Origin of the sequence: Nonomuraea candida, from assembly GCF_000725485.1 — a bacterium.
GTDB classification, from domain to species: domain Bacteria; phylum Actinomycetota; class Actinomycetes; order Streptosporangiales; family Streptosporangiaceae; genus Nonomuraea; species Nonomuraea candida.
In genome coordinates this window covers 217,744-228,271 of the sequence record NZ_JOAG01000015.1, presented here as the reverse complement: position 1 = coordinate 228,271, position 10,528 = coordinate 217,744, and the positions used below count along the sequence as shown (strand labels likewise).

The window sequence follows — 10,528 nt, the reverse complement described above, 5'->3', positions numbered from 1 at the left end:
GGGCGGTCAGAAGGCCAGGTCGCGCCAGGTTCGCACCTCCTCGGCGGTCAGCGCCCTGGCGAGGACGGCCGCGCGGTCCACGCCGCCGGTCAGCCGCTGGCCGCCGTTCTGGTCGGCGCCGAAGCGCAGCGGGCGGGTGGCGCAGCCGGCGATGCCGTCGGAGGAGACTCGGCCGGTCGCCCGGCGCTCGCCGTCCACGTAGACGGTGACGGCGCCGGTGCGGTCGAGGGTGACCACGAGGTCGATCCAGCGGCCGGTCGGCAGCGTCGTGTCCAGCGTCACGTTCGCGCCCGCGCCGATGAAGCGCAGCGCGTTGCCGGGGGTGACGTCGATGAGGACGCCGTCGGTGCCGGGGTCGCCGGACGGCTGCGAGTCGAACAGCCGGCGGTAGCCGCCGCCCGCGATCCGGACCTCGGCGGCGAAGGTGGCCTCCGGCACGAACCCGAGCGTGGTGGGCGCGGTGCCCAGGTAGGTGGCGCCGTCCAGGATCAGGCCGCTGCCGGACGGGGCCGTGGGGTCGTAGGCGGCGGCGCCGGTCACGGTGGCGTGGCGGCCGTTGCCCGAGGCGTCGGCGACCGTGCCGCCCTCCTTCGGGTCCCACGCGACCAGGACCGAGCCGGGCGCGGGCGGCGCGCAGGGCGCCAGGGCGAGCACCGCGGTGGCCGCGCCCCGCCACGAGCCGGTGACCGCGGCGGACAGCACCGCCCGCCGCGTCCCGTCGGCGGGCCCCGGCGTGACGGTGAACGCGGCGCTGCGCGACCTGCCCGGTGCCACGCCCGCCAGCCGCCTGCTGGCCGGCCGCACGCTCCAGCCCTCGGGCACGGTGAGCGCCACGTCGGAGGCGGGCACCGCCCTGCCGCCGGTGGCGGTGACGGCGACCCGCGCCTCGAACGGGACGCCCGGCGTGGCGGCGGCGGGCGCCTCGACGGTGACCGCGGCCTCGTTCCTGATCGTGTACGCCTGGCCCGCCCGGGCCTGCCAGCTCAGCGTGTCACCGTCGCGGCGCGGCGCCACCTCGTGGCCCCGCTCGTCGTAGACCCGGTAGCGGCCGGCGATGAACGACGACTTGACCGCGATCGGCCCGGTCCGGCCGGGACGGACGGTGACGGCAGCGGGCGCGCCGTCCTTCCAGGAGGCGTCCACGGTGACGTCGCCGCGGGCGCGCAGGCCGCGTACCGAGCCGTCCCGCCACGCGGCCGGCAGCGCGGGCAGCACGTGCACCACGTCGTGCTGGCTCTGCACGAGCATCTCGGCGATGCCGGAGGTGGCGCCGAAGTTGCCGTCGATCTGGAACGGCGGGTGGGTGTCCCACAGGTTGTCCAGCGTGGAGGTCTTGAGCTGCTCGGCGAGCATCTTGTGCGCGTGGTCGCCGTCCAGCAGCCGCGCCCAGAAGTTGATCTTCCACGCCTTGGACCAGCCGGTGCCTCCGTCGCCGCGCGCCCTCAGCGAGACCTCGGCCGCCCGCGCCTCCGGGGTGCCGGGGCGGATGCGGTCGCCGGGGTGCAGGGCGTACAGGTGGGAGACGTGCCGGTGGGTGTCGGTCGGCGAGTCCCAGTCGCCCTTCCACTCCTGGAGCTGGCCCCAGGAGCCGACGCGCAGGCCGGGGTCGAGCCGGTCCAGCGCCGCGCGCACCTCGTCGCGGAAGCCCGCGTCCACCTTGAGCCGCTCCGCCGCGGCCAGGGCGTTGGCGAGCACCTCGCCGACGATCTGCTGCGACATCGACGCGCCCGCCGAGAAGTCGCCGTGCTCGGGCGAGTAGCTGGGGGAGACCACGAGCCTGCCGTCGCGCGGGTCGGTGTGCAGGAAGTCCAGCCAGAACTCCGCCGCCGCCTTGATCACCGGGTACGCGGTCTCCCGCAGGTAGCCGAGGTCGCCGGTGAAGCGGTAGGTGTCGTACAGGTGCCGGGTGGTCCAGGCGGCGGCCTCGGGGAACCAGAAGGCCGTGGCCCAGTCGTGCACGCCGGTGAAGCCGAACGGGTTGGTCTCGTTGTTGACCACCCAGCCGCGGGCGCCGTACATGTCCCGGGCGGTCACCCGGCCCGGCGCCACCAGCGAGGTGATGTAGCGGTCGTAGGGCCGGGTGGTCTCGTGCAGGTTGGTCTGCTCGGCCGGCCAGTAGTTCATCTGCAGGTTGATGTTGACGTGGTAGTCGGCCGACCAGGGCGGGCTGGTCGAGTGGTTCCACACGCCCTGGAGGTTGGCCGGGAGCACGTCGTTCTCCCGGGAGGAGGAGATCAGCAGGTAGCGGCCGTAGGCGAAGAACAGCGACTCCAGCGCGCGGTCGGCGGCCGAGCCGCCGCCGGTGTAGCTCTGGCGGAGCCGGTCGGTGGGCACATCGGGCATGGCGCCGCCCAGGTCGAGCCGCACCCGGTCGAACAGCTCGCGGTAGTCGGCGACGTGCGCCGCGCGCAGCGCGTCGTAGCCCTTCGCGGCGGCGGCGTCCACGGCGGCGGTGACCTCGCCGTGCGGGTCCGCGCCCCGATACGCGGGATAGGCGTCGGCGTAGTCGGTGCCGGCCGAGAGCACGAGCACCGCGCTGTCGGCGCCGGACACGGTGACCTTGTCGCCGTCGTCGGTGCGCGTGCCGCCCTCGGCGATCACCTGCACCTGGGCCTCGAAGCGCAGCTTGTTGTCGGCGAGCCGCCCCCGGATGGTCAGCCGGCCGCCCGAGGCGGTGACCGTCTTGTCGGCGCGCGGCGAGGTGTGCCGCAGCGTGAACGACACCTTGCCGCCCTGGTCGGCGGCGATCCGGCCGACGATCACGTTGCCGGGGTTGGCGGCGAAGTACTCCCGCTCGTGGCGCACGCCGCCGGCGGTGTACCGCACGCGGGCCACGGCCTCGCGCAGGCTCAGCTCCCGCCGGTAACCGCTCGCCGTCCCGTGGCCGAAGTCGAGGAACAGGTCCCCGAACGTCTGGTACGCGCCGAAGCCCGTCTTGGGCTGCCCAAGCTCGGCGGCCACGTCCTCCGGCGACATCCGGCCCTCGCGGTCGATGCGCTCCTGGATGGCGGCGATCGCGCCCGGGCGCGGCTGCTTCCAGTTGCCGAAGTCGTAGCCCGGCGAGCCCGGACCGCCGGTCCACAACGTCTTCTCGTTGAACTGGAGCCGCTCGGACGCCACCCCGCCGAACACCATCGCGCCCAGGGGGCCGTTGCCGATGGGCAGGGCCTGGGTCTCCCAGTCGGTGGCGGGCTTGTCGTACCAGAGGGTCAAGTCATCGGGTGTCTCGGCCGGGCCGGTGGCGGCACGGGCGGGTGCGGCCAGGCCGGCGGCGAGCATGAAGACGGTGATCATGGCGGCGCTGAAGCGTCTTCTCGGGGGGTGGGGCACGGATTCCTCCGATCACAAAACAGCCATGATCTAGGGGATAGCACCGAAACCTCCCCCTCACAAGAGTTAACCTCCGATGTATCGGCCAGATCTTCCCGTTCGGGTCCACGCATGGGGAACATCCGATGACCGCTTCCCGGCCGCTGCCGTCGATCACCACGCTGCCGGGGAAGCGGGCGTGGCGTGGGGTGCGGGTGGGCGGCGCGGGTGGCTGGGGGCCGCGCCGCGTGCGGGCCGTCGCCCGGTCAGCTCGTGACCGTCACATCGCGCAGGATGAGGTAGCTCATGGAGTCGGCCTGCAGATAGATGTGGAACTTGTTCGCCCTGGCCTTGGCCGTCCGGTCGGCGGTGACGATCGTGGCGACGACGTACTTCTTGGCCGCGTTCGTCCGGACCTTGCCGTACTCGAACCTCGGCAGCGTCATGTCGGCGCGGACGCTGATCGCGTCCGAGGTGAGCTTGGCCAGCCGCGTCGCGGCCGACTTGGCGTCCTTGTCCGTCGGGAACTCCATGACCACCTGGATCGCCTTGAGGTGCCCCCGGTAGGCCGAGTAGGCGATCTGGATGGCGCGGCTGCAGTTGTTCCTGGCCAGCACGCCCTCGCCGTCCACGGGGTCGCACGTGTCGTACGTCCAGCCCTCGACCTTGTTGGCGTTGAACCTGGCTCCGGGCAGGTCCACGCTCCAGTCCTCGAACTCGGCGTCCTTGATCGGCGATCCGGGGGCCGCCCGCGACGAGGTGCCCCCCGTGGGCTCGGTGGCCGGCTCCTCCGTGGGATCACCCGGCTCCTCGGCGGGCGCTTGCGAGGCCCCGCCGGAGCTTCCGTCCGCGCCTGTCCCCGAGCTTCCCTCCGAGCTTCCCTCCGAGCTTCCCTCCGAGGGCTCCTGCGAGGGCGCCTCCGACTGCCAGGGCGCGGTCGTGGGCAACGACGTCGCGCCGCCCGGCTGGGCGGCGGGCGGCGGGCCGTCGCTCGAACGGGCGTACGCGATCGCGCCCGCCGTGCCGCCGACCAGCAGGACCAGGCCCAGGCCGACCGACAACCCGATGGTCAGGGTGGCGTTGCGCCTGGCCGGTGCGCCGTAGTCGTACTGGCTCTGGGGCAGGCCGTACGGGTTGCCCCGGTCGTACGGGTCACCCCGGTCGTACGGGTCACCCCGGTCGTAAGGGCTCTGGGCGTAGGGGTCGTGCGGGCCGTGGGCCGGGGCATAGGGGTCGTTCGGGCCCTGGGCCGGGGCGTAAGGGTCGTGCGGGGGCGGCGCCGGCGCGTAGGGGTCCCTCGGGTGCGGCGCGGCCGCGTAGGGATCGTACGGGTGCTGCGCCGGGCCGTACGGGTCGTAGGAGCTCTGCTGCTCCCATAAGTCCGGTGACGGCGGCGCGCCGTGCCGTCCCGGCTGCCGGTCGTACCCGGCGGGCGGGCCTCCTTGCCGGGGCTGCGGCCCGTGGCCCGGCTGCTGCACCGGCGGTGGCACCGGCGGCCGGCCGGACGCCGGCGGGCCGTACCCGGGCGGCCGGCCGGAGGGTGGCGGGGCGGGCCCGGTTCCGCCGTGTCCCTGAGGTGTCTCCTGCGTCTGTGGGCCCCACGGATCTTGCGGGTGAGGCTGTGGTGGGTAGGCCATTGCCCCATTGTGGAACCGCGAACGCCCCCCGCCCGGAGGACGGCGCCAGTGGGCATCGGTATGAACCGGGCCCGAGCGGCGGCACGTACAAGGAGAAGGCCCGCGCCCGACCGTGCCCTTTCCCGGGGGCCGCGCGCATACGATGAACCCGTGTGTCAGGTGGACGACACGATGGGTGACGGGCGCGCCTTGGAGGCGGCATGCGAGACGATCCGCAGGTCGTGGCACTGGTCGGCAAGGCGCGCAAGGGTGACCAGGGCGCGTGGGACGCCATCGTCGAGCGCTATTCGCCCCTGTTGTGGTCCATCTGCCTGCGTTATCGCCTGACCTCCGCCGACGCGCTCGACGTGGCCCAGACCGTCTGGCTGCGCCTGGTCGAGCACCTGGGGGAGCTGCGCGAGCCCGCCGCGCTGCCCGGCTGGATCGCGATGGTGGCGCAGCGCGAGTGCATGCGCCAGTACCGCACGACGCGCCGCAGGCACGACTCCGAGTTCCTGCTCGACGTGGACCTGAAGGACGACACCGTCGTGGTCGACGAGGAGGTGGAGCGGGCCCAGCGCAACCTCGCGCTGCGCACCGCGCTGGCCGAGCTGCCCGACTACTGCAGGACGCTGCTGGGCTGCTTCCTGAGCGAGACGCCGATGTCGTACGCGCAGATCAGCGACCTGCTGGGGGTGCCGATCGGCGGCATCGGCCCGCAGCGGGCCCGCTGCCTGGCCAGGTTGCGCCGCAGCCCGCACCTCGCCGGCTTCATCGGCCCCGACACGGCCTGACCCGCGCCCCCGGCACGGCCTGATCCGCGCCCCGGCACCGGCCCTGCGCGGCCCGAAGCAAGCCCTGAGCGGCCCGGAGCGGCCGGGGCCCGCAGCGGCCCGGAGCGGCCGGGGCCCGAAGCGGCCGGGATCGGGCAGGGCGGGGTGGGATCGGCCCGGGCCGGCGGATCAGTCAGGGGCGGGCCGGCGCGGCGTCGGGATCGTGCCAGGTGAAGACGGACTTGCCGGCCTCGGCGAACCCGGGCGGGACCGCCGCCGCGGCCAGGACGGCGTCCCGGAGCGCGGCCAGCAGCCGGTCCTCGTCGGCCCACGGTGAGGTGGCCATGTCACTCATCCTGTTCGATCGGTCGGCTGGATGCCTCGTCAGTACGTCCGGCCCGCATTCTGCAATCCTCCTCCGGCGTGGTGGGCGTGCGCGGGGAGCAGGTCGGCGGCGGCCAGGCCGTGCTGGAACAGCCAGCGCCCGAGCGTGACGTAGGCGTCGACGTCGCGCGCCCGGAGGAACTGGTTGAGCGTGTTGTGGCGCGGGAAGCCCGTCCGGTCCGTGGCGAGCGCGACGATGTCGCTGGGCATCTCCTGGTTGATGTGGGTGCGCAGCAGGATCAGATATCCGGAGGGGCTGTCGGGGGTGTCGTCCGGGTAGGCGAACCTGATCCGCACCACGGGGTCGTGCGATTCGAGCAGCAGCCCGTCCGCCTCGAACTCGACGCCGAGCTCCGTACGCGCCAGCGCGATCAGCCGCAGCACGTTGCCCAGCCGGTACTCGTCCACGGAGGCGTCCACGGCGAAGATCGTCCGGCAGCGGCGGCGCAGCAGCTCCACCACGCCCGAGTTGTCCCAGTGGCCGCCGTCGGAGACGAACAGGTAGCGGTGCCGGGCCGACAGGCCGCCGAGCGCCTCGCGCCAGGTGGACACCGGGCCCGGCTGCTGCCACCGCCTGACCAGCCGGCGCAGCGGCCGCGGCCCGCGGTACTCCCTGGGCTTGATCGCCGGGTTCCGGAACCACAACCCCAGGCGCAGGTTGATGAGCGCGAGGGCGATGCGGGTGGCGCGGCCGGTGTAGCGGCCCATGTGGGGCGCGACGGCGGCCCCCGAGGCGGCCACCAGCGTGGCGGCGCGCAGCTTGCCGTCGAAGGCGGGCGGCCCCTTCTCGGCCGGGTCGCCGCCGTTGGGCGAGCCGGTGCCGGGCGCGCGCTCGTCGATCGCGGCGCTGCCGACGTAGTCGGCGGAGAAGACGAACGACGCGCAGCCCTCGCCCTCGGCCGACTCGCTGGCCCGCAGGTTGACCGAGGCGCAGACGAGCAGGCGGGGCAGCCCTTCCGCGTGCATGTGCTCCAGCGGCACGTCGGACAGCCGGACGACGCCGTGCTCACCGGCCGCCCGCACCACGTAGGCGCGGTTGAGCCGGCGCAGGTACGTCTCGTGCAACGAGGTGCGGTTGGCGGGCGCGACGAGCTGGAAGACGAGCAGGACCAGCAGCGCGCCCCCGCCCACCGCGGCCGCCGTCGCGTACGGGAGCTGGCTGGCCTGCCCCACCGCCAGCAGCAGCGGCAGCACCAGCACGGCCACCATGGAGATCGAGAACAGCGCGCGCAGCACCTGCAGCAGCACCTGGCGGACCGGGTTGAAGGCGAAGCTCCACTGCGTGCGCACCACGGCCCCCGCCACGACGGCCAGCAGCGCCACCAGCCCGGCCAGCCGCACGCCCGCCGAGGCGTCGAACATCCGGGTGTCGAGCACGCGGGTGGCCAGCACCACGGCGTCGGGCAGCAGCAGCACGCCCACCAGGCCGAGCACCGCCCACCGCGCCCGCCGCTCGGCGCGGCCGAACCGCCGCTCCAGCAGCACCCCGGCCACCGCGACGGCCGCCGCCAGGGCCCAGCGCTGCTCGGCCATCCGCGCCGCCAGCTCGTCGTCCACCGGCGCGAGCGCGTGCGCGGCCCGGTAGAGCGCGCCGAGCGCGCATCCGGCCAGCACGATCACGGTGGCGAACGGCACCAGGTTCAGCAGCAGGCTCAGGACGTACCGGGTCAGGCCGAGGAACAGGTCGGACACGTCCTCGCCCAGGTAACGCAGGTTCCTGCGCAGATGCTCCTCCTCGGCCGACCCCCGGCTCCACGGCGGCGACCCCTCCTCCTCGGCCGGCCCCCCGTTCCACGGCGGCCCCCCGTCCTCCTGCCCGGGGCGCCGCCGGGCCCTGGCCGCCAGGGCCCGGGCCGACAGGAACGCGGTGGCCATGTAGCTGCCGCCGGAGACCGCCGACACGTAGCGGGCCCGCGCCAGCACGCCCGACTCCTCGGCGACCTGCAGCGCGCCCAGCGCCAGGCACGCGGCCCGGACGCCGCCGCCCGCCAGCGCGATCCCGATCTCGTCCACCCCGCCGGGACGGTGCAGGTAGTGGTAGCGCGAGTACGCGCGCGGCCCGCTCACAGCGACACCACCTCCACGCCCGACGGGTAGACGGGCTTGACCCGCTCGGCGCCCGGCAGCGTGTCGGGCGAGCCGTAGTGGCGCACGAACAGCGGATGCAGGCAGTAGTCCTTGTCCGGCGACAACGTCATCTGCCGGTCCAGCGTGTAGGCGAACTCCGCGTGCAGGTAGTGCTCGGTCTCCCCGGTGAACTGGCCGATGATGCCCAGGTCCGTGAGCATCTCGCGCATCTCGACGTAGTTGAGGTCGAAGTTCTTTCTGATGCCGGCGTAGTTGAACATCTGGTGCAGGAAACCGTCGTTGAAGCGGAAGGGCAGGTGCGGGATGATCCGCCGGCCCACGTCGGGGGCGTGGGGGTAGCGGAAGCTGTGGGCGGAGAAGACCTCCGGGCACAGCACCGCCTCCGCCTCGGCGACCGCGTTGACCACGTCCTTGTCGCGGATGTGCGGCCCGCCGGTCTCCACGATCGCCTGGTGCAGAGCCTCGCCGAAGATGTAGAGCACCTGGCGGGGGAGGAGCTGGGTGTGGCGCAGGATGTAGGGCACCGACTTCTCGGGCACGCCCCGCGAGTTGGTCAGGCTCTCCGGCAGGACCCGTTCGAGCAGCCGCTCGTGCTCGTCGGCGCCCACCCCGCGCAGCTCGCGCGGGTAGTGGCGGGCCAGGAAGATGCGCAGGCGCATGCCCACCACCCTGAGCAGGTCGCGCCACTGCCAGCGCAGCATCAGCCGGCCGCTGAAGTCCTTCGGCGGGTTGGTGGAGACCCGGTTCAGCACCGGCCACAACTCGCTGGGGAAGCAGCACTGGATGCGCACCGGGCTCTGCGCGGTCCACTGGCCCGCCTTCCCCACCAGGTGGAAGAGCCCTTGCAGGATCCGCCGGATGTCCTTGGTGTGCTCGCTGCCGTCGTCGTGGATGTGGTCGCCGATGTTCTCCAGAGAGTCGATCAGCACGAACACGGGGGTGCGCCGCGCGGCCAGCACGTCCCTGGCGGCCTGCACCACGTCGTTCCACGGCCGCTCGGCCAGCCTGAAGCCGTTCAGCAGGCTCTCCAGGCTGATGATCCGCGGCGCCCGGTCCATGTGCTCCATGAGCCGCGCCGCGGCGAAGTCGAGCGCGTGGTCGGCCGAGCCGTCCGCGCTCTTGCGCAGCTCGGCCGTCTCCTGCCAGAGGATCTGGTACGCGCGCCCCGGGTCGTCAGGCCGCCGCTCCGATGTCACCAGCCGGGCGGCGATGGGCGCCCACAGCAGCGCGCCCCACAGCCGGGCCACGCCCTCGACCGGCAGGAACATCGACGCCCCGACCTCCCGGACGACGGCCTGCATCCCGGCGAAGGCGTCGTCGGCGCTGAGCCGCACCGACAGGTTCTCCGGGTTGAACTCGCGCGACAGCAGCAGCGCCGTCTTGCCCGAGCCGCGCCGGCCGACGATGAACGTCGGCGGGTTGTCCTCCGAGCGCAGGTGGAGCTGGACGCGCGTGTCGTACAGGGCCTTGAGCACGTTGACGTTCTGCGAGTCGGAGACGGCGATGGGCCCCAGCGGTTTCTGCACGGTGAACAGGCGGTCTATGTCGTTGCCGTTGCTGCTGCCGTTGCTGTTGCCGTTGCCACGGGTCATCGTGGGTCACCTTCGCTCGTCGGCCTGCTCATTTCCTCCGGAGCGGGCCGATCCGGCCGCTGATACGCCGGATTCCGGTCGCCCGCGCGCCATCCCCGCGCTGGCCGCCTGGTTGTCCCGGCACAGCATCGGCGTCCTGCGCGTCAGCCTCGGCCTGGTCTTCGTGGCCTTCGGCACGCTCAAGTTCTTCCCCGGGGTCAGCCCGGCGGAGGCGCTGTCGGTGGCCACCCTGGAGCGGCTGTCCCTGGGCGTGCTGTCGGGCTACGCGGCGCAGTTCGTGATCGCCGCCATGGAGGTCTTCATCGGCCTCACCCTGGTGACCGGCAGGCTGCTGAAGACCGGCCTGGTCGTGATGGCCGGGGCGCTGGCCGGGTTCTTCGCGCCGTACGCGCTGTTCTTCACCGACCTGTTCCCCGGCGCGCCGACGCTGGAGGCGCAGTACATCTTCAAGGACATCGTCCTGGCCGCGGCGGCCATGGTCATCGGCGCCCGCGCCCTGGGCGCCCGCCTGGTGCCGGCCGCCGACCGCGCCGCACGCCCCCGCGCCGCCCGCGACCCCCTGCCCGCCTCCTGACGGCCGCCCGGCGGGACCGGCGGCCGGACCCACGAAAGCGCTCGTTCGACCTCCTCGGCCAGGCCGCCGAGGAGGTCGAACCGCGTTCCCGGCCGAGGCGGGCCGTCGCCGGCTCGGGGCCGAACGGCCGAGGGCGTCCGGATGTGACAGAACCTCGTCATGGCGGCCACGCACCGTGTGGGGGGACAATAG

At 73.6% G+C, this 10,528-nt stretch carries 7 protein-coding genes; 2 read left to right on the top strand and 5 right to left on the bottom strand.

Annotated features, from left to right (window positions below; translation table 11 throughout):
* Nucleotides 1-6: 6 nt before the first annotated feature.
* Together IO39_RS15985 and IO39_RS15980 are read right to left on the bottom strand one after the other, a co-directional pair.
* A complete protein-coding gene (locus IO39_RS15985; protein ID WP_043622737.1) occupies nucleotides 7-3,294 on the bottom strand; it encodes a glycosyl hydrolase family 95 catalytic domain-containing protein in 3,288 nt (1,095 codons plus the stop codon).
* A gap of 281 nt (nucleotides 3,295-3,575) precedes the next feature.
* A complete protein-coding gene (locus IO39_RS15980; RefSeq protein WP_043622734.1) occupies nucleotides 3,576-4,787 on the bottom strand; it encodes a hypothetical protein in 1,212 nt (403 codons plus the stop codon).
* A gap of 359 nt (nucleotides 4,788-5,146) precedes the next feature.
* Here IO39_RS15980 and IO39_RS15975 point away from each other — a divergent pair, with 359 nt between their 5' ends.
* Nucleotides 5,147-5,719, top strand: a complete 573-nt coding sequence (locus tag IO39_RS15975) for an RNA polymerase sigma factor (protein WP_043622731.1) — start codon at nucleotides 5,147-5,149, stop codon at nucleotides 5,717-5,719.
* 172 nt (nucleotides 5,720-5,891) lie between these two features.
* On the opposite strand, the gene IO39_RS54445 is transcribed toward IO39_RS15975, so the two are convergent.
* From IO39_RS54445 to IO39_RS15965, 3 genes are read right to left on the bottom strand one after another with little or no spacing between them, the layout of a single operon-like run.
* Entirely contained in the window at nucleotides 5,892-6,044 is a 153-nt protein-coding gene (locus IO39_RS54445; protein ID WP_157548394.1) for a hypothetical protein, read from the bottom strand.
* A gap of 38 nt (nucleotides 6,045-6,082) precedes the next feature.
* A complete protein-coding gene (locus IO39_RS15970) occupies nucleotides 6,083-8,149 on the bottom strand; it encodes a hypothetical protein (protein WP_043622728.1) in 2,067 nt (688 codons plus the stop codon).
* The gene (locus IO39_RS15965) at nucleotides 8,146-9,762 is read right to left on the bottom strand and encodes a P-loop ATPase, Sll1717 family (RefSeq protein WP_043622725.1); all 1,617 of its coding nucleotides are present in this window, start codon (nucleotides 9,760-9,762) and stop codon (nucleotides 8,146-8,148) included. The genes IO39_RS15970 and IO39_RS15965 overlap by 4 nt, the downstream gene beginning before the upstream one ends.
* 1 nt (nucleotide 9,763) lies before the next feature.
* Here IO39_RS15965 and IO39_RS15960 point away from each other — a divergent pair, with 1 nt between their 5' ends.
* The gene (locus IO39_RS15960; protein ID WP_245641992.1) at nucleotides 9,764-10,336 is read left to right on the top strand and encodes a DoxX family protein; all 573 of its coding nucleotides are present in this window, start codon (nucleotides 9,764-9,766) and stop codon (nucleotides 10,334-10,336) included.
* The last annotated feature ends 192 nt before the right edge of the window (nucleotides 10,337-10,528 follow it).